The organism is Actinomadura citrea (genome assembly GCF_013409045.1).
Classification (GTDB): Bacteria; Actinomycetota; Actinomycetes; order Streptosporangiales; family Streptosporangiaceae; genus Spirillospora; species Spirillospora citrea.
Genome location: NZ_JACCBT010000001.1, coordinates 1406253 through 1424761, shown reverse-complemented (window position 1 = coordinate 1424761; position 18509 = coordinate 1406253). Strand labels below are relative to the sequence as shown.

General features: G+C 72.3%; 20 protein-coding genes. 13 read left to right on the top strand and 7 right to left on the bottom strand.

Translation table 11 applies throughout. The annotated features are described in order from the left end of the window. Window positions 1-8: 8 nt before the first annotated feature. The 3 genes from BJ999_RS06970 to BJ999_RS06960 all read left to right on the top strand — a co-directional run bounded on the left by BJ999_RS06970 (window position 9) and on the right by BJ999_RS06960 (window position 3486). Window positions 9-827, top strand: a complete 819-nt coding sequence (locus BJ999_RS06970; protein ID WP_229810722.1) for an ANTAR domain-containing response regulator — start codon at window positions 9-11, stop codon at window positions 825-827. A 112-nt stretch (window positions 828-939) separates the two neighbouring features. Then, window positions 940-2922 carry a SpoIIE family protein phosphatase gene (locus BJ999_RS06965; protein WP_179832513.1) on the top strand — a complete coding sequence of 661 codons (1983 nt, stop codon included), beginning with the start codon at window positions 940-942 and terminating at the stop codon, window positions 2920-2922. Between the two features lie 51 nt (window positions 2923-2973). After that, complete coding sequence (locus BJ999_RS06960; protein WP_179832512.1) at window positions 2974-3486, top strand: DUF6328 family protein; 513 nt, start codon at window positions 2974-2976, stop codon at window positions 3484-3486. A 113-nt stretch (window positions 3487-3599) separates the two neighbouring features. Here BJ999_RS06960 and BJ999_RS06955 read toward each other — a convergent pair whose 3' ends face one another. From BJ999_RS06955 to BJ999_RS06945, 3 genes are all read right to left on the bottom strand, one after another. After that, complete coding sequence (locus tag BJ999_RS06955; protein WP_179832511.1) at window positions 3600-4010, bottom strand: hypothetical protein; 411 nt, start codon at window positions 4008-4010, stop codon at window positions 3600-3602. Window positions 4011-4284: 274 nt separating this feature from the next. After that, window positions 4285-5733, bottom strand: coding sequence for a proline--tRNA ligase (gene proS, locus BJ999_RS06950; protein ID WP_229810721.1), 1449 nt, complete (start codon window positions 5731-5733; stop codon window positions 4285-4287). Between the two features lie 303 nt (window positions 5734-6036). Then, window positions 6037-6462: a hypothetical protein gene (locus tag BJ999_RS06945; RefSeq protein WP_179832510.1), complete on the bottom strand. Its 426-nt coding sequence runs from the start codon at window positions 6460-6462 to the stop codon at window positions 6037-6039. Window positions 6463-6658: 196 nt separating this feature from the next. Here BJ999_RS06945 and BJ999_RS06940 point away from each other — a divergent pair, with 196 nt between their 5' ends. Further along, window positions 6659-8302: an ABC-F family ATP-binding cassette domain-containing protein gene (locus BJ999_RS06940; RefSeq protein ID WP_179832509.1), complete on the top strand. Its 1644-nt coding sequence runs from the start codon at window positions 6659-6661 to the stop codon at window positions 8300-8302. Window positions 8303-8436: 134 nt separating this feature from the next. On the opposite strand, the gene BJ999_RS06935 is transcribed toward BJ999_RS06940, so the two are convergent. Beyond that, a complete protein-coding gene (locus BJ999_RS06935) occupies window positions 8437-8640 on the bottom strand; it encodes a DUF397 domain-containing protein (protein WP_179832508.1) in 204 nt (67 codons plus the stop codon). Between the two features lie 23 nt (window positions 8641-8663). Next, on the bottom strand, window positions 8664-9395 hold the full coding sequence (locus tag BJ999_RS06930; protein WP_189269977.1) for a helix-turn-helix domain-containing protein: 732 nt from the start codon (window positions 9393-9395) through the stop codon (window positions 8664-8666). Between the two features lie 8 nt (window positions 9396-9403). Between BJ999_RS06930 and BJ999_RS42855 the strand changes: the two genes are divergently transcribed. Then, a complete protein-coding gene (locus tag BJ999_RS42855; protein WP_268247875.1) occupies window positions 9404-9529 on the top strand; it encodes a hypothetical protein in 126 nt (41 codons plus the stop codon). 113 nt (window positions 9530-9642) lie between these two features. After that, window positions 9643-10752: a winged helix DNA-binding domain-containing protein gene (locus tag BJ999_RS06925; protein WP_179838376.1), complete on the top strand. Its 1110-nt coding sequence runs from the start codon at window positions 9643-9645 to the stop codon at window positions 10750-10752. Window positions 10753-10936: 184 nt separating this feature from the next. Here the strand turns inward: BJ999_RS06925 and BJ999_RS06920 are convergent, their stop codons facing one another. Continuing rightward, window positions 10937-11401, bottom strand: coding sequence for a type 1 glutamine amidotransferase family protein (locus tag BJ999_RS06920; RefSeq protein ID WP_179832506.1), 465 nt, complete (start codon window positions 11399-11401; stop codon window positions 10937-10939). A 322-nt stretch (window positions 11402-11723) separates the two neighbouring features. Here BJ999_RS06920 and BJ999_RS42850 point away from each other — a divergent pair, with 322 nt between their 5' ends. The 7 genes from BJ999_RS42850 (at window position 11724) to BJ999_RS06890 (ending at window position 17155) form a co-directional block, all read left to right on the top strand. Beyond that, on the top strand, window positions 11724-11852 hold the full coding sequence (locus tag BJ999_RS42850) for a hypothetical protein (RefSeq protein WP_268247874.1): 129 nt from the start codon (window positions 11724-11726) through the stop codon (window positions 11850-11852). Window positions 11853-12034: 182 nt separating this feature from the next. Beyond that, entirely contained in the window at window positions 12035-13006 is a 972-nt protein-coding gene (locus BJ999_RS06915; RefSeq protein ID WP_229810720.1) for an NAD-dependent epimerase/dehydratase family protein, read from the top strand. Then, window positions 13003-14175, top strand: coding sequence for a glycosyltransferase family 4 protein (locus BJ999_RS06910; protein ID WP_229810719.1), 1173 nt, complete (start codon window positions 13003-13005; stop codon window positions 14173-14175). The genes BJ999_RS06915 and BJ999_RS06910 overlap by 4 nt, the downstream gene beginning before the upstream one ends. Before the next feature lie 10 nt (window positions 14176-14185). Then, window positions 14186-14914: a hypothetical protein gene (locus BJ999_RS06905; protein ID WP_179832505.1), complete on the top strand. Its 729-nt coding sequence runs from the start codon at window positions 14186-14188 to the stop codon at window positions 14912-14914. Beyond that, window positions 14911-15264 carry a hypothetical protein gene (locus tag BJ999_RS06900; protein WP_179832504.1) on the top strand — a complete coding sequence of 118 codons (354 nt, stop codon included), beginning with the start codon at window positions 14911-14913 and terminating at the stop codon, window positions 15262-15264. Before BJ999_RS06905 ends, BJ999_RS06900 begins: the two co-directional genes overlap by 4 nt. Continuing rightward, on the top strand, window positions 15264-16379 hold the full coding sequence (locus BJ999_RS06895) for a glycosyltransferase family 4 protein (RefSeq protein WP_179832503.1): 1116 nt from the start codon (window positions 15264-15266) through the stop codon (window positions 16377-16379). The genes BJ999_RS06900 and BJ999_RS06895 overlap by 1 nt, the downstream gene beginning before the upstream one ends. Continuing rightward, window positions 16376-17155, top strand: a complete 780-nt coding sequence (locus BJ999_RS06890; protein WP_179832502.1) for a hypothetical protein — start codon at window positions 16376-16378, stop codon at window positions 17153-17155. The genes BJ999_RS06895 and BJ999_RS06890 overlap by 4 nt, the downstream gene beginning before the upstream one ends. Here the strand turns inward: BJ999_RS06890 and BJ999_RS06885 are convergent. Further along, window positions 17152-18423 (bottom strand): serine hydrolase domain-containing protein, encoded by a 1272-nt coding sequence (locus BJ999_RS06885; protein ID WP_179832501.1) that lies wholly within the window; start codon window positions 18421-18423, stop codon window positions 17152-17154. The two genes, BJ999_RS06890 and BJ999_RS06885, sit on opposite strands and share 4 nt — an antisense overlap. Window positions 18424-18509: the final 86 nt, after the last annotated feature.

The following is an 18509-nucleotide window of genomic DNA, read 5'->3' as shown; positions in this document are numbered from 1 at the left end:
TCGAAAACGTGACGCCCACCGAAACGGTCCTGACGGACCAGCTCGCGCTGGAGATCGCCCGGCTGGGCATGGTCGGGGAGTCCTCCGACGTGGGCACCCTGCACAGGGTGACCGAGCTCGCGGCGCGGGCCGTGCCCGGATGCGCGGGCGCGGCGAGCGTGCGCTGGGCGCTGCCGAGCGCGCGGGGCGGAGCCGGCTCCACGGTCAGCCTGCCCGAGCGGGCCAGCGGCATGCCGGACATGCCCCTGCAGGCCGGGCGCGCCGCCGCCGCGGAGGGGAACCGGCCCGAACCGCTGGCCGCCGCGGCCAGCCATCCCGACCTCGCCGAGGTGACCGACCGGCAGCTGTCCCGGGGCCACGGGCCGCTGTTCGACGTGGTGGCCGACCGCCGGGCGCTGACCGCCGACGACATCCTCGCCGAGACCCGCTGGCCCGAGGCCATGTCGGACATGCTGCGCCGCGGGGTGCGTTGCTTCGCCACGACCCCGCACGCGAGCCCGCGGGTCCTCGTCACGCTCACCTTGTACGGGGTGACGCCGAAGGCGCTCGGGCCCGAGCGCCACGCGATCACGTCCCTGCTGGTCGCCCAGGGCACCGCGGCCTTCTCGAACAGCCAGCAGTACGACGACGTGCACCGCACCGCCGTCCAGCTCCAGGCGGCCGTCGAGGCGCGTGCGGTGGTCGACCAGGCCAAGGGGATCCTCATGCACGCGCTCGGCTGCGACGCCGACGAGGCGTTCGCCGAGATGCGCCGCATCTCACAGACCCGCCACGTGAAGCTCACCGCACTTGCCCAGCGTATCGTCGGTCACCAGGGCCTGCCCTAGGTGCGGGCGGGGAGCATAGGCTGCGTGAAGCGGCCCCCGAGAACGGTGTCCGGCCCGGGACGGGCGGGGCCGCCCTGGTTCCACCGTGGTGACGCGGACGAAAGGAGACCAGATGCACGATCGGCCTGACCAGCTTGAGCCCGAGTCCCTCCTGCGGGAGATCTCGGACCTCGAAGGACGCATCGGCGAGCTGCGCCAGGCCGCCGGCGTGCCCGAGCCCGACCTGCGCGCCACGCTGGACGCGGCGCTGGTCGAGCTGGAGCTGGCGCTGACCGTGCTGCGCACGATGGGCGGCGAGCAGTCCGGCGAGCCGGGCGGGTCGGCCGCCGCCGAGAACGAGCGGCGCGTGCTGCGCACGGTCTTCCAGGACGCCCCCGTGCCGCTGTTCCTGCTCGACCGGACGACGAACGTCCGCCGCGTCAACCGGCAGGCGGCCATGCTGCTCGGCACGTCGGCGGGATACGTGTCGGGCAAGCAGTTCACGGCGTTCTGCGACATGGCGACCCGGGCGGCCGTCCGCTCGCAGCTGGCGGCGGCGATCCGGACGGGGCAGCGGCGCCGCGTCAACGTGCGGTTCCTCGGCCGCGACCATCCGATCGACGCCGTGCTGACGGTGGCGCGCGTGTGGATCCGCGGCGAGCCCGACCCGATGGTCGTGGTGGCCGCCGGGCCGACGACCACCCCCGCCGACGACGGCGGGCCCGCGGCGTCCAGGCCCCAGGCGGGGGGCACCGCCCGGGCGCGGGCCGGGGACGGCGGGCAGGGCGACGACGAGGCCGTGGCCACGATCGTGCACCGGATGGACGTCCTCGCCACCGCCAGCGAGCTGCTGCTGGACGAGCCGGTCTTCAACGAGACGGTGGCCGTCCGGCGCTGCGCCCGGCTGCTGGCCGCCGAGCTGGCCGACTGGGCGTTCATCGACCTGACCGGCCCCGTCGGCGGGCCGTCGGCGGCCGCGCAGGGCGGCGCGACCAGGGCCGGCGCGGCGCCCCCGCTGCGCCGCCAGGTCGTGATGGGCCCGGAGGACGAGCGGTCCGTCGAGGCCGCGAGGATGCTGGAAGAGGTGGACCCCGCCGAGGACACGCTTCCCCACGACGTGTTCGTCACCCGGCAGAGCGCGCTGCGCCCGCACGTGGAGAACCTCGAGGTGCTCGGCATGTGCCCGGACGGGCTGCCGGTGTGCGGCAAGATCGGCGTGACGTCGGTGCTCAGCGTCCCCATCGAGGACGGCGACCGCGCCATCGGCACGATCACGCTGGCGGCCAGCGGCGAGTACGGCCCGTTCGACCTCATGGACCTCGGGGTCGTGCAGCGGCTCGGCCGCTACCTGGCCCTGGTGATCCGGGCCGCGCGGCTCTACCGGCGCCGCGCCGAGGTGGCGGACACGCTGCAGGCCGGGCTGCTGCCGAAGACGCTCCCCTCCATTCCGGGGGTGAGCGTGGCCGCCCGGTACCTGACCTCCACGCACGGCTCGGAGGTCGGCGGCGACTTCTACGACGTGTTCCGCACCGAGAACGGGTGGGGGCTCGTCCTCGGCGACGTGTGCGGCAAGGGCGAGGACGCGGCGGCCGTGACGTCGACCGCCCGGCACTGCGTCCGGCTCGCGTCGCGGTGGAAGGCCCGTCCCGGCGACGTGCTCGCGACCGTGAACGAGGCCCTGCTGGACGAGGACCGGTTCGTCACCGCCGTGATGGCGAGCCTGACGCTGGAGACCGAGCGGATCATCGTGTCGCTCGGCACCGCGGGCCATCCGCCGGCGATCGTCGTCCGCGCCGACGGGGTGATCAGGTCGGCGGCGCGCGGCGGCGTCCCGCTCGGCCTGTTCGAGGACTTCGAGGCCGGGCTCGACACGATCGACCTGTCCGTCGGCGACACGCTGATCCTGCACTCGGACGGGGTCCTGGAGGCGTGCGACATGACGCGGCAGGAGTTCGGCCAGGAGCGGCTGCTGGAGGCGCTCGCCGGCCATGCCGGGAAACCGCCGGAGGAGATGCTCGCCGGAGTGGAGCGGGCGCTGCTCGACTTCTGCGACGCCGACCTGCGCGACGACGTGTCCATGCTCGCGCTGCGGGTGGAGCCGCCGACGCTCGACTAGAACGTTCCGGCCGCGCGACTGACGGGCGTTTTGTCGGGGTAAACGGCATCCATGAGCGTCGACCCCGCACGCAAGCCCCGCAACGAGACGGAGCACGAACGTCTGGACCGGCAGCTGATGGAGCTCCTCCAGGGCTTCCGTGTGGCGACCACCGGCGTGCAGGTGCTCTTCGCGTTCCTGCTGACCGTTCCGTTCTCGGCGAACTTCGACACGAAGGTCAGCGACACGGGCAGAGCGCTGTTCTACGTCTCGCTGTTCGGGGCGGGGCTCGCGTCCGTCTGCTTCATCGCCCCCGTCATCCAGCACCGGATCCTGTTCCGGCTCGGGCAGAAGGCGCTGCTGATCCGGCGCGCCAACCGGTTCGGGATCGCCGGCGCCTTCGCGCTGGGCATCTCGATGACCGCCGCGACCACGCTGGTCGTCCAGGCGCTGTCGGACGAGGCGGCCGCCGCCGTCGCCACGGCCGTGGTCGCCGTGCTGCTGTGCGGGTGGGCATGGTTCGTCCAGCCGTACCTGACGAGGCGGCGCGCGGAGGAGCACCCGCCGGAGACCGAGGGCTCCTGACGCACGGCCGTCATGATCCCGGCCGGTGCGGTCGGGAACGCGGCGAAGGAACCCTCGGAGCGCGCGTCGCACGCTCCGAGGATTCAGGAGCCGGCCGTCGGCCGAGGGAGTCCTCAGTCGACGGCAGTTGAGAAGAGGCAGCGGCGGTACGGCCGCCCGATCTCGCAGTCTTCGGGCTTCCGCCCGTCGACCAGCCTCGTCACAGTGCGTCCGTTGCCCGTCACCACCACGTAGCGGTGCGAGCGGATCACCTGGTTGTAGAGAACCGTTCCAGTCGGGTCCTTGACGGCAGCCCAGCACCCCTGCTGTTCAAGGTGCTTGGTGATGACACCATCGGTCGGCGTCGAGGACCCACGGGCCCAGGACGAGATCTTCGTCCCGTTCGGGCAGGTGCCCCAGTCCTTCGGGTGGGCCGGGGTCGTGTTGCGGGCCGGCAGGCCGCCCAGGGCCGCCAGCAGGCCGCCCCCCGCCGCCAGAAGGCAGACGAGCAGGGCTGGCCAGCGATATTTCTTGAAGAAGTCCATCAGAGTTCCTCGAATGCGTTGAGGTCTGCTCTGCGGTCCTATAGCCGCAGCGACAGCTACCTTTCCGCTGTCTCGCCGAGAAGCCAAATCGAAGGCGAGACCGAAAAACCCTCTTGGGGGATCGCAGAGTGCTCACGCGCCACGAGAGGCACGTGGTCCTCCCTGTCGATGCCGATGGACTTGCCTGGGCGGACCATGAAAACCGAAACGTCGGGTCCCTCGCCGACCCGCCGAGGGGCGGGCCCGCCCCTCGGCGGGCCCGCTCGGAGGCGCCTCAGTAGGAGCGGCCGAAGATGACGCGCTTGCCGTAGGCGGACGGGCGGTCGCACTTCACGCAGACGCCGGTCTCCTCGGGCGCGTCGGTCGCGATGACGCGCGGGGTCGCGGCGGTCTCGGCCTTGATGCCGTCCTCGCAGGCGGCGTCGCCGCAGTGGAACGCGCGGGCCCAGCCGGTGGCGACCTGCGCGGCGAACGCGTCCCAGCCGTCCACGACCGCGGTGTTGTCCTCGCGGAACTTCTCGGCCCTGGCCAGCAGGAACGACTGGAAGTCGGCGAGCATCCCGGGCAGGATCTCGGGCACCTTGTCCAGCGGGATCTGCTCCTTGCCCTGCCCCTCGACGGTCGGGAGCCGCCGGACGACGGTGGCGACGCCGCCCTCGATGTCGCGCTTGCCGAGCTCGATGCGGATCGGGACGCCGCGCATCTCCCACTCGTTGAACTTGAAGCCGGGCGACAGTTGCGGGCGGTTGTCGTCGACGTGCACCCGGACGCCCGTCGACTTGATCGCAGCGCCGAGCCGGCGGGCCTCCGCGGCGGCCTGCTCGCCCTGCTCCTTGCGGCCGATCGGCACGATCACGACCTGGTAGGGCGCGAGCCGGGGCGGCATCACCAGGCCCTTGTCGTCCCCGTGCGTCATGATCACGCCGCCGATCATGCGGGTGCTCATGCCCCAGGACGTGGTGTGGGCGAGGGTGAGCCTGCCCTCCTCGTCCTGGTACTGGATCTCGAACGCCTTGGCGAAGTTGGTGCCGAGGTAGTGGGACGTGCCGGCCTGCAGGGCCCGGCCGTCGCGCATCATCGCCTCGATCGTGTAGGTGCGGACGGCGCCGGCGAACCGCTCGCCGGGCGTCTTCTCCCCCGCCACGACCGGGATCGCCGCCAGTTCCCGCGCGAGACTCGCGTAGGCGTCCAGCGCCCACATCGTCTCGCGCATCGCGTCGTCCTCGTCGGCGTGCGCGGTGTGGCCCTCCTGCCAGAGGAACTCGGTGGTGCGCAGGAACATCCGGGGGCGCATCTCCCACCGGACGACGTTCGCCCACTGGTTCAGCAGCAGCGGCAGGTCGCGGTGCGAGTCGATCCACTTGGCCATGTACTCGCCGATGACCGTCTCGGAGGTCGGCCGCATGACCAGCGGCTCCTCCAGTTCCTTGCCGCCGGCGTGCGTGACGACGGCCAGCTCCGGGGAGAAGCCCTCGACGTGCTCGGCCTCGCGCTTGAGGTAGGACTCCGGGATGAGCATCGGGAAGCAGGCGTTGTCGTGCCCGGCCTCCTTGATGCGCCGGTCCAGGTCGGCCTGGAGCAGCTCCCACACCCGGTAACCGTACGGGCGGATGACCATCGTGCCGCGAACCGGTCCGCGGTCGACGAGCTGGGCCTGCACCACCAGCTCGTTGTACCAGGCGGAGAAATCCTCGCTCTGCGGCGTCACACCTTCTCGACTCACGGCCACAAGGGTACTGACCATCGGCGTTGCTCAGGGCGCCTTCGCCACGCTCCCGAGATCCCCCGGTCCCAGAAGACGCCTCCGACCGCTTCCCGGCAAGGTGCTCCACACGGCCCCGCAGGGGCCCTCAGGCGGTCGCGGGCGCCGCCGAACGCATGACCCGGCGACGCGTCCAAGATCGCCCTCGACTCCGCGGCGGACCATGTCCGGTCGCTGGTGACGCCGTGAGGTGCCCGAAAGGGTAGGACCGGCTTCGGAAGACGGAGCCGGTCCCAGGTCGAGTCGCTCGCGGGAAGCGAGCGACTACTTGTCGGACCGCCTGCCGGCGGCGATGATCGTGTCGTGGTCGTCGCCCTGCTGCCAGAGGCGGGTGTATTCGAACGGCGCCACACCCGCGGCATCGGCGCTCAGGAGAGCGTCATGCGACAGGCTGTTCTTGCGGCCGTAGTTGTAGCCGTAGAGGAAGCCCTCGGTGCGGCCACGCTCCCGCGCGGCCTTCCAGACCTCCCCGCTCTCCTCCGCGGTGGCCACCTCGCGCACCACGGCGAACAGGTGCAGAGGCCACGGGCACGCCCCCGTCTGCGAGGCCACGAACTCCTCGTGCGAGACGTCGGGGCACTGCTGCCGGAAGCTGTCGTAGCACTCCCGGTCCACACCACCGCTGACGCGCGTCAGTTCCGCGTACTGCTCGTCGGTGAGGGGGGCGAGGTCGCCGGTGCCATCGGTCATGGCATTTCTCCTTCGCAGATCTTGTTTGCGGCATTCCGTTGACGATCATCCGGGGATCGCCCACCCCGTGGACCGTCCGGTGCTGATGATCAACGGCAGGTGGTTCCGCCCGCGCCGGGCCGCTCCGCGGTGGACCGCGCACGGTCGCCGCTTAAATCGATTGACGGTCCGGCGGGTCTTCCCGAGACTCGGCGGCATGGGACACGTCGAGGTGGGCCACGTCGGCCATGTGCTGCCGGACGGCCGGATGCTGCTCGACGACGTCTCTTTCCGGGTCGGCGACGGCGTCACGGCCGCCCTCGTGGGGCCGAACGGCGCGGGCAAGACGACGCTCCTGCGTTTGATCGCGGGCGATCTGGCGCCGCAGTCCGGGACCGTCGCGCACAGCGGCGGCGTCGGCGTCATGCGCCAGTTCATCGGCAGCGTGCGGGACGGGTCGAGCGTGCACGACCTCCTGCTGTCGCTGGCCCCGCCCCGGGTCCGGGAGGCGGCGGCCACGGTGGAGGCCGCCGAGCTGGTGATGATGGAGCGCGACGACGAGCCCGCCCAGCTCCGCTACGCCACGGCCCTCGCAGGGTGGGGCGACGCGGGCGGCTACGAGGCCGAGGTGCTGTGGGACGCGTGCTGCGTCGCGGCCCTCGGCGTCTCCTACGACTCGTGCCGGTGGCGCGAGGTCCGCACCCTGTCGGGCGGCGAGCAGAAGCGGCTCGCGCTCGAAGCCCTGCTCCGCGGCCCCGACGAGGTCCTCCTCCTCGACGAGCCCGACAACTATCTGGACGTCCCGGGCAAGCGGTGGCTGGAGGAGCGGCTGCGGGAGACGCCGAAGACCGTCCTGCTGGTGTCGCACGACCGCGAGCTGCTCGACCGCTCCGCCGACCGGATCGTCACCGTCGAGGCGTCCCGGGTGTGGATCCACGGCGGCCGGTTCTCCACCTACGCCGCCGCGCGCCGCGACCGCAACGAGCGGCTGGAGGAGTTGCGGCGCCGCTGGGACGAGGAGCACGCGAAGCTCAAGGAACTGGTCAACAACCTGCGGACCAAGGCCACGGTGAACGACGGTTTCGCGTCCCGCTACCGCGCGGCGCAGACCCGGCTGCGCAAGTTCGAGGAGGCGGGGCCGCCCGAGATCCCGCCCCGCGACCAGAACCTCAAGATGCGCCTGCGCGGCGGCAGGACCGGCAAGCGCGCGGTGGTCTGCGAGAACCTCGAACTGACGGGCCTGATGAAGCCGTTCGGCACCGAGGTCTGGTACGGCGAGCGCGTCGCCGTCCTGGGCTCGAACGGCTCCGGGAAGTCACACTTTCTGCGCCTCCTCGCGGCCGTCGCCGAGGCGCTCCCGCGCGGCGCGACGCCGGTGAAGCCCGTCGCGCACACCGGTGTGGCCCGCCTGGGGGCACGGGTGGTCCCGGGTCTGTTCGCGCAGACGCACGCCCGTCCCGACCTGGCCGGACGCACTCCGTGCGAGATCGTCATGACCGAGCACGCGCGGCTGCGCAACGACGCCATGAGCGCGCTCACGCGCTACGAGCTGAACGTGTGCGCCGAGCAGCCCTTCGAGACGCTCTCCGGGGGCCAGCAGGCCCGCCTGCAGATCCTGCTGCTGGAGCTGGGCGGCGCCACCCTGCTCCTGCTGGACGAGCCGACCGACAACCTCGACCTGGCCAGCGCCGAGGCGCTCCAGGAGGGCCTGGAGTCCTACGAGGGCACGGTCGTCGCGGTCACCCATGACCGCTGGTTCGCCCGCGCCTTCGACCGCCATCTCGTCTTCGGGTCCGACGGCTCGGTCTACGAGTCCGCGGACCCCGTCTGGGACGAGACCCGCGTGGCCCGCCCCCGCTGAACCTCACCCGAGCCGCCGCACATCAGCTCACGTATGCACGGGGGCACGGCGACATGCCGCGCGCCTTGACCGACGTAGGAGCCCTCACACAGGAAGCCCCGACCGATGGTCGGGGCTTGCCTGGTGTTCGGGGCTCAGGCGTCCGGCTCGCCGCACTTGGCGCGGTGGACGAGTTGAGCAAAACTCTCGGCGGAGAGAGTCAGGTGCCCGGCAGCCGGAGCCTTGCTGTCACGGAACGCCACGTGCGCGGCGACTCGGGCCAGCTCGACGCAGTTTCCGTTGTGGCCACTTCGTGAACTCTTGCGCCATGCGGCATGAGACATGTCGGAGCTGCCCATCCCGCACCTCCTTCTCGTCGTACTCAGCTGGTTGCATCTGCCACGCGCTGAATGAGCGAGATCGACTCGTCCGGGTGCAGAGCAGCCGCAAGCAGGCGGTCAAATGCAAGGGTGTACGTCCCGACGTCGCTGGTGCCCTCCAGGTAGACGCCCTCGGGGATCGTCTCCAGGTACACCACGCTCGGGTTGGTCGGCTGGTCGAACCCGAGGATCACGAACGGTCCGCTCGTGCCCGCATGGGCACCGGCCTTGAACGGAACGACCTGAATGGTGGTCTTCCCCTGCTTGGACATCTGGACCAGGTGCGCAAGCTGCTCGCACATCATCTCTTCGCCACCGACCGATCGGTGGAGAGCCGCTTCGTCGAGGACGACCCAGAGGCGCGGCCGGTCAGGGTGCGTGAGAATCCGCTGTCGCTCTACCCGTACCTGCATCCTTCGGTCGATCTCTTCGGGGTCGAGTTCCTGAGGGCCGCCCCGGATCATGGCTCGTGCGTACTCAGGCGTCTGAAGCAAGCCGGGGATCACGAGCGGCTCGAACGCGCGGATGGTCTCTGCTCCAGCTTCGAGGCCGATGAAGACCTCATACGGGTTCGGAAGGACATCGCGAAACGAGTGCCACCAGCCCGGCTGTCGAGCCTCGCGAGCGAGTTGGATCAAGCCCTCCCTCTCCGCCTCGGACACGCCGTACAGATCGAGCAGTTCGCGCACACTGCGCGGCTGGGGCTTCGTCCGGCCGGTCTCGATGCGGAACAACGTGGAGCTTGGCCACTCCAGGTTTCGCCGGGTGCCGTGACGCGGCGGAGGCCGCCGACCGGGTGGCCGCGCTGATGAACCACCGGATGTACCCGGGCACCTTCCCGGACTTGCACGAGGAGGGGGCGCGGTGAGGTGTAGGCATGGGGCGCGTCCAGGGGCGGCGGGTTTGCGTGAGGGTTGGTAGGGCTGCTTGTCGCCGAGTGCGGGAATTCTTCCGCCCCCTACTCTGACCCATGTGACACCGATGCTCACTCGCCGCGCGCTCAACCGCGCCACGCTCGACCGGCAGCTGCTGCTGGCCCGTTCGACACTGCCCGTGGTGGAGGCGGTGGAGCATCTGGTGGGTCTGCAGGCGCAGACGCCGCACTCGTGGTACGTGGGCTTGGGCGTACGGCTGGAGGACGTGCGCACGGAGCAGATCGCGCAGCTGCTCCTCGACCGGCAACTGGTGCGCATCGCGCTGATGCGTTCGACGATCCACCTGGTGAGCGCGAGCGACTGCCTGTGGCTGCGCCCGCTGACCCAGCCCGTCCTGGACCGCGACCTGTTCTCCAACCACACCCACGGCGAACCCGTCCAGGGCTTGGACATGGACGAGTTGGTCGCCGCCGCCCGGCCGTTGGTGAAGGAGAAGCCGCGTACGAGCAAGGAACTCGGCGCGCTGCTCGCCGAACACGGCCGGACGGCGGGATGGGGCGACCGGCCCCCGGCATCGCTCGCGTACGCGGCCCGCAACAGGATGGCGTTGGTGCAGGTGCCGCCCCGGGGCGTGTGGGGGCGAAGCGGGCCCATCGCGCATACGACCGCCGAGGCGTGGCTGGGCCGGTCCTTGGCGGCCGACGCGTCCCTTGAGGAGATGGTCCTGCGTTACCTGGCGGCGTTCGGCCCCGCGTCCGTGAAGGACGTGCAGAAGTGGTCAGGGCTGACGCGGTTGCGGGAGGTGGTGAACCGGCTGCGTCCCCGCCTGGCCGTCTTCACCGACGACGACGGGCGCGAACTGTTCGACGTGCCCGAAGCTCCCCGGCCCGACCCCGACACTCCCGCGCCGCCGCGTCTTCTGTACGACTTCGACAATCTGCTGCTGTCGCACGCCGACCGCAGCCGCCTCATCACCGACGCCTTCCGCGCGCAGAACTACGCCACGCGCCGTCCACTGCCCGGCATCGTGCTCCTGGACGGGTTCACCGCCGGTGATTGGCAGCTGGACCGTGAACGGGACACCGCGACGCTGCTCGTCCGGCCCTATGAGCGGCTCGCGCCGCGAGACAAGGATGCGCTGGCCGAGGAGGGTGAACGGCTCTTGGACTTCGCCGCCGCCGACGCCGCCACTCGCGACATCCGCTTCGAATCCTGATGGACCGTGTCTCCGCCGCCCCTCACAGGCTCGACGGGCCAAGGCGCGCGGCGATGTGCCGCGCGCCTTCGCCTACGTAGGAATTCTCGCGGTGTGCCGCGTGGCCCGCCCCCGCTGAGCCACGCGGGCGCCTCACGAGCGGCGTGTCAGAGCGGCCTATCCCTACGGGTAGGCGCGCCCGCAGTCATCGGCGCTCTGGATTTGGAAGCCCTGTCCGGAGGTCTCGGCGTGGCTCGTGATCTGGTCGAAGTTCCTCACGAACTGGGTGTAGACGGTCCCCCCGCGCGTGCGCGGCGCGCACCGCCTCCAGCACCGGTTCGGGCGGGCGTTCGGCCGTCGGCTGGGGCAGGTTCGGGACGACGATCAGGTCCGCGGCCCGGACCGCCGCCAGGTCATGGGGGACGGCGCACGACAGTCCTCCGCCGACGATCGCGGCGCCGGGCTCGCCCGCGACGATCCGCAGGTCCATGCCGGGCAGGGCGCCGTAGTGCATCGCGATGTCGAACACTCCGCAGGCGAAGGACATGCTCCCCAGCAGCGCGCCGTCGAAGACCACCACGACCAGCCGCCACGGGACGCTCTCCGGCTGCGCGCCGCCCCGGCCGCCGGTCTGGAACGCCTCGGTCAGCGGTTCGATGCCCGCTCCCATCGCCCCTGCACCACCTGTCCCGGCCGCAAGCGCGGCGCCATCAGAAGTGGGCCGCCCGGTTTGAATATCACAACAACGGGCGGCCGGAAAGGCGGGGCAGGCGAACTCCGGCCGAGCCGGGTGAGGGGGCGGTCCCGCACCCCCTGGCCTGGCCGGCGTCTGATGACGGCGTGACTGCGCGGCGGCAAGATCATCTAAGATTGTCGCCGACCCGGCCATCAGGGCCGGGCCGCCTCGCGTCACGAGGCTGAAACCAGACACCAAGGTTGTGATCAAGATGAGCGACACCCACGACTCCAGGATGTGGAGCCAAGGTGTGGACATGACGGGGAGCAGCGACCAGGAGGTCCGGAACGCGGGCTTCAAGGCGCTGGAACTCGCCGAGAACAACACGGACGGCACCTCCCCCGGGGGCGGCACCAAGCCCGCGGGAAGCACGGGCCAGAGCTGACCGGACTTCGCCGCTGACGCGGTGAGGACCGATTTTGGTGGCCGGACGACCGTCCGGCCACCTTTTTCTTTGTGCACTGACGGCCTCGGCCCGGAGCGAGGCCCGTGTCCCGGTGGGGAGTCCCGTGTGAGCAGGGACGGGAGCCCTGTCCTACTTCGGGGGGTGATGGATAGGGTGCCCGGGTGCGGGTGGTGGTGACTGGTGCGGCGGGGTTCATCGGGAGCCATGTCGTCGACGCGTTCTCGGGGGCGGGGCACGAGGTGCTGGCCGTCGACGCGCCGGAGCGTTCGCTGAGTCCCGGCGTCGCGCGGCGGACGTGGGCGAGGGTCGCGACCAGGCCGGGGGTCGTCGCCGCCGAACTCGACCTGGCGGCGGACGATCTCACCGCCGTCTCGGCCGCGGACGTCGTCGTGCATCTGGCGGGACGGCCCGGGGTGCGCGACTCGTGGGGGCCGGGCAAGGCGGTCGTCGAGCGGGACAACGTGGCGGCGACGCGGCGGCTCCTCGCGGCCTGCGTGCAGCGGCCGCCCCGGTTGAGACCGAAGGTCGTCGTCGCGTCCAGTTCGTCGGTGTACGGGTCGGCGGGACCGCGTCCGAACCGGGAGGACGATCCGCTGAAGCCGGCCAGCCCGTACGCGGTGAGCAAGGCGAAGGCGGAGCGGCTCGCGCGGACGGCCGCCGGGAGCGGGCTGCGGACGGTGCTGCTCCGGTACTTCTCGGTCTACGGCCCCCGGCAGCGCCCCGACATGGCGTTCCACCGGTTCGTCGAGGCGGCGCTGGACGGGCGCCCGCTGCCGGTGTTCGGGGACGGGCGCAGCTCCAGGAGCTTCACGCACGTGCGGGACGTCGTCGCGGCCACGCTGGCGGCGGCGGCCGAGGACCTGGCGCCCGGCGTCGCGGTCAACGTGGGGCACGCCGAGCACGTGGCGGTCCGCGACGCGATCGCGATGCTCACCGGCGCGCTGGGCGTCCCGGCGCAGATCCGGCGCGAGACGCCCGTGGCCGGGGACGCGACGCGCACCTGGGCCGACACGTCCCGCGCCCGGGAACTGCTCGGCTGGACGGCCGCGACGGACCTGGCCGAGGGGCTCGCGGACCAGATCGCCTGGCACCGCGGGCTGCGGACCGTGCCGGAGGGGGCGGCGGTCGGATGAGCCACGGTCCTCTGCGGCACAGGGCGGCGTACGTCGCGTTCGACCGGTTCCCGTCCAGCAAGGGGTCGGCGGTCCACATCGCGCAGATGGCCGACGAGCTGTTCACGCGGTTCGGGGGCGGGCTGCTCGCCGCGATCGGCGGCGGCGACCTGCCGCGCTACCAGCGGGAGGGGACGCGGGAGGTCGCGCGGTTCGACGCGTCGATCCCCAACCTGATCGACCGGGCCGAGGCGTTCTCCGGCTGGGTCGCGGCCCACCTGCGGCCGCACTGGGAGACGTTGGAGGTCTGCCACGTGCGCGACCCGTGGAGCGCGCTTCCGGCGGTCGCGGACGGGCGGCGCCACACGGTCGTGTACGAGGTCAACGGGCTGCCGTCCATCGAGATGAGCCACACCTGGCCCTGGGCCGCGCCCGCCACGCTCGGCAAGATCCGCGAGCTGGAGCGGTTCTGCCTGGAGCGCAGCGACGCGGTCGTGGTGCCGTCGCGGGTGATCGGCGAGGCCGTCCGGGGGCTCGGGGTGCCGGAGGGGCGGATCCACCTGGTCCCCAACGGCGCCGACGTCGGCGACAGGCCGGAACGTCCCGCGGGCGCGCCCGAGCGGTATCTCGTCTACGTCGGCGCGCTGCAGCCGTGGCAGGGCCTGGACGTGCTGATGCGCGCGTTCGCGCGGCTCGCCGACCTGCCCGGCCTGCGGCTGGTGGTGTGCGCGTCCGTCCCGGAGCGGCGGGCCAAGCCGGTGCGGCGGCTGGCCGAGCGCCTCGGCGTCGCCGGGCGGGTCGACTGGCGGTTCGCGCTGCCGCACCACGAGGTCGCCGCGTGGCTGGCGCACGCCGAGGTGTCGGTGGCGCCGCTGACGGGCTGCGCCCGCAACCTGGACCAGGGGTGCGCGCCGCTGAAGGTGATCGAGTCGATGGCGGCGGGCGTCCCGGTGGTCGCCTCGGACCTGCCCGCCGTCCGCGAGCTGATGGCGGACGGGCGGCACGGGCGGCTGGTGCCGGCGGACCGTCCCGCCGAGCTGGCCCGGGCCGTCCGGATCCTGCTGGAGTACCCGGAGGAGGCGGCGGCGATGGGGCGGAGGGGCCGCGCGCACATCGAGGAGAGCCTGACCTGGGCGCGGTCGCGCGCCCGGCTGGCCGAGGTCTACCGCACGCTGACACGGGGTCGATAGGTGGTTCGTCATGTTCTGGCGTAAACAGAAGGCCGCCATCGAGCGGTTCCATCCGCTGCACAAGGCGCTGACCCTGGAGCAGGGCTTCTCCGTCTCGCTGCGGCGGGACGACTGGGAGCCGGTGATCCAGAGCCTCGCGCAGCACGCGGCGCAGGTGCGGCGGCGCCGGTGGCGGCTGCACCAGCGGGTCCCGGGCGTGCTCGTGCCGCTGCTGCGGGTGCTGTCGGCCGACATGCCGCCCGACGGGGTGCTGTCGGTGTCCGCGGACATGCGCGGGTCGCGCGTCCCGGAGAAGAACGGCCCCCAGCAGTCGCTGCCCTCCCGGCCCCCGATCTCGGGGCTCAGGCAGTGGTACGCGTTCGACCCGTGGCTGCGGATGCGGGCGGAGCTGCGCGACGGCAGCGTCGTGGAGCTCTCGGTCTCCGACCGGGTGCGGCACCGCAAGTACCGCAAGAGGAACGCGCGCGGCAAGATCAAGTACAAGAGCAAGTCGAAGACGGTGCAGCTCGTGCGGGTCACCCGGAGGCTGGCCAAGGACGCGGCCGTCCGGCGGCCCTCGTCGCCGCCGCCCCGCTGGGTCAGGGTGCAGGTGAAGCAGGGCAGCCGGCTGGTGGTCCGCGCGAGCGGGAAGTTCCCCGGGCCGGTGGAGGACAGGGTGCTGGTGGACCGGATCCTGCAGGTGTCGACGGAGCCGTTCCGGTGGACGCCGCCCGGCACGGCCGCGAGGAGGACCACGTGAACCGCTGCACCGTGACCACCGGGTTCTTCGTGCTCGGACGCTGCGGGCAGGCCGCGGTGGCGGCGTGCCCGCAGTGCGGCCGGCCCGTCTGCGCCGCGCACGCCGGACCGAACGCGCTGTGCCCCGAATGCGCCGCGGCGCAGGGGTACCGGACGCAGGACCCGCACCACCCGGGCTGGACGCACGGGTACCGGCGCGACTACTACCGGGGCAGCTCGCAGACCTACAACGACGGCTACTGGTACTCCTCGTTCGACGAGTACGACCGCGGCGCGTTCAACCCGGGCGACGACTACTCCCACGGCGGTGACTGGGGACCGGACGACGACACAGGCTTCGTGGACAGCTGATGCCCCGCGTCCTGTGGATCACCGAGCACTACCCGCCGAGCCGGGGCGGCATGGCGCAGTCGTGCGACCGGATCGTGCGGGGCCTGCGGGGCGCCGGCGCCGAGGTCGACGTCGCCCACCTGACCCGGCGGTCGCGGCCGTGGAGCGTGTCGCGCGAGCACGGCGGGCGGCTCGTCACCGCGCCGCTCGGGGACGACTCCGAGCACGCGCTGCGCCGCCTGTGGACGACGATCACCGCCGCGGACCTGACCGGGTACAGCCACGTCGCGGCGTTCGGCGGCGTCCACGCGATGCTCGCCGCGCCCGTCCTGTCCGCGCTGCTCGGCGCGCCGCTGGTGACGCTGCTGCGCGGCAACGACATCGACGTCGGCGCCTTCTCGATGCGGCGGCGCGGCGTGCTGGCGGACGCGCTTCGCGCCTCGTCCCGCGTGTGCGTCGTCGCCCGCTCGCACGCGCCGCTGGTGTCGGCGCTCGCCCCGGACGCGGCGGTCGCGTTCGTCGCCAACAGCGTCGACACCGCGCAGTGGCGGGTGCTGCCCTCCGAACGGGAGCAGGGCCGGGCGTGGCGTGAGGAGAACGTCGCCCCCGGGCGCCGGACGATCGGGCTCATCGGCCAGCTCAAGGTCAAGAAGGGCGTCGGCTTCTTCCTGGAGGCCCTGGCGGCGTCGCGCCGCACCGACGCCTTCCACCTGCTGCTCGTCGGCGAGGTCGAGGACTCCGTGCGGGAGTGGCTCGGGGAGCACGACGTCCCGCACTCGTTCCTGCCGTTCCTGGAGCGGTACGACCTGCCGGCCGTCTACGCGAGCTGCGACCTGGTCGCGCTCCCCTCCTTCTACGACGGGATGCCGAACGTGGCGCTGGAGGCGGCGGCGCTCGGCGTGCCGCTGATCGCGTCGGACGCCGGCGGGCTGGCGGACGTGGCCGACGACGAGATCGGGTTCACCTTCCCGGCGGGCGACCCGCACGCGTGCCGCGCGGCGGTCGACCGGGCCGCGCGGGCGGGCGGCGAGGAACTGGCGAAGCTCGGCGCGGCGGGCGCCGAGCGGATCCGGCGCGACTTCACCCCGGCCGCCGAGACCGCGGGCTACCTGGCCGTCCTCGACGAGACACGTTGATCGTCTGCTACGCCGCCGGTGACGGGCTGGGGCATCTGACGCGGCTCCGGTCCGTCCTGCACACCCTCGGGCGGGACGGGCCGGTCACCGTCGTGACCGGGTCGCGGTTCGCGGCCGACCCGCGCGTGACGGACGGCTGGGACGTCGTGGAGACCGCCGGCCCGGGGGCCCTGCGGCCGGACGAGGTGATCGTTGACGCGTTCCCCGCCGGGCTGAGGGGGGAGCTGACCGGATTCCCCTCCGGGACGAGGACGACGCATCTGGCGCGGCTGCTGCGCTGGGACGCCTACCGGCCCCTGCTCCCCGCGAGCCCGCCCCGCTTCGACCGGACGTTCGTCCTGGAGGAACTCGATCCCGCCCACCATGCCCATCTGCGCACGGTGTCGGACGAAGTCGTGCCGTTGACGCTCGCCGATCCCCCGTCGGAGCCGGTCGACGTGGACGGCTGGCTCATCGTGCACAGCGGCCCCGACGCGGAGACGCTCCAGCTCGTCGCCTACGCGCAGGACATGGCGTCGCTCGAACGGGTCCGTCCGCCGATGACGCTGGTGTCGCCCGCGAGACCCGGCGGCCTGCCGCCGCACGTCGCCCATCTGGACGTCTATCCCGCCTGGGTGCCCGGGCCGAACGTCGAGCGGATCGTCACCGCGGCGGGGTTCAACGCCGTCCGCCAGTACGCGCCCTGGCGGGAACGGCACCGGATGATGCCCTTCCCGCGCAGCCTGGACGACCAGTACGCACGCGCGGCCCGCGCCAGAGGCGGGTCCTCGCGCTAGAAGTAGGTGGAGGTCAGGTCGCCGGTCGGCCAGGTCGTCACCGCGTTCGCGGCCTTGTGCAGCAGCGAGTCGATGTCGCCGTAGCTCGCGGCGGCGCCCTCCTGCCGCTGGTCGAACAGGACCGCCCACGACAGGCCGTCGTACCGCCGGACCAGCAGCGTGTACGTCCCGGCCAGGCTCCCGTTGTGCCAGGTGTTGCGGCCGCCGGTCACCGGGCGCACCTGCCATCCGCAGCCGTAGTACCAGCCGTCGGCGTTGACGCCCGTCTCCGGCTTGGCGAACGCCCGGCTGACGGACGCCGACGTCAGGACGGACGTCCCGCCGTCGTACACGCCCGCGAAGCGGGTGAGGTCCATGGCGGTGGCCAGCCAGCCGCCGTGCGCGTCCATGTTCTCCAGGTTGAACGCGCCGTCCGGGAAGGGCACCTTGGTACCGCTGTTGTCGAACACGGTGGCGCCGGTGTAGGTCGAGTAGTACGGGACCTCGCCGGTGGCCTTCGTGCGGGACTTGCCCAGGCGCATCCGCGTGATGCCCCGGGGCGCGAGCACGGTCTGCCGGACGTAGTCCTCGTACTTCTTCCCGGTGACCTTCTCGATGATCCGGCCGAGCAGCAGATACCCGTAGTTGGAGTAGGCGTACTGAGTGCCGGGCGCGTGGTCGAGCACGCGCGCCGACGCGTACTTCATGATGTTCGCCTGGGACACCGGCAGCGCGACGCCGAGCTCCTTGGCGATCGCCGCGTCCCTGAACATCGGGTCGGGCGAGACGCCGCTGTCCCAGCCGCCGAGGTGCTGGAGCAGCCGCAGCACCGTGACGTCCTTGAGACGCGGGTCGGCCGTCGTGGAGAGCCCCAGCAGCGTCGCCGCCCGGTCGGTGAGCTTCAGCTTCCCGTCCTGGACGAGCCGGAGCACCGCCGTCGCCGTGACGGGCTTGGAGATGCTCGCGATGCGGAACGGCGAGGTCGGCTGCGTCTTGAAGGCGCCGTCCTCGGCGTAGGTGTAGCCGCGCGACAGGACCAGCTTGCCCTTGCGGACGACGGCGAGCTGCCCGCAGGGGATCGCGCGCGCCTGCATGAAGCTCTTGAGCGTGGCGTCGAAGCCGCCGAGGCCGGCGAGCGCCTTTCCGGTCACCCCCCACGTGCGGGCCGCTGCCGCCGCCCGCGCCGTCCGGGACGTCCCGGACCCCCCGGACGCGCAGCCCGCGAGCAGCGCCGGCGCGGCCACCAGGCCCGCCGCCTTCCCGAAGTTCCGCCTGCTCAGCTCCGCCACCGCGGCCCCCTGAAGATCGAATGTCCGGAATGCGGTGATCAAGCACCCTAGTGCATTCGATCTTCAGCGGCGGAGGAACCTGGGGC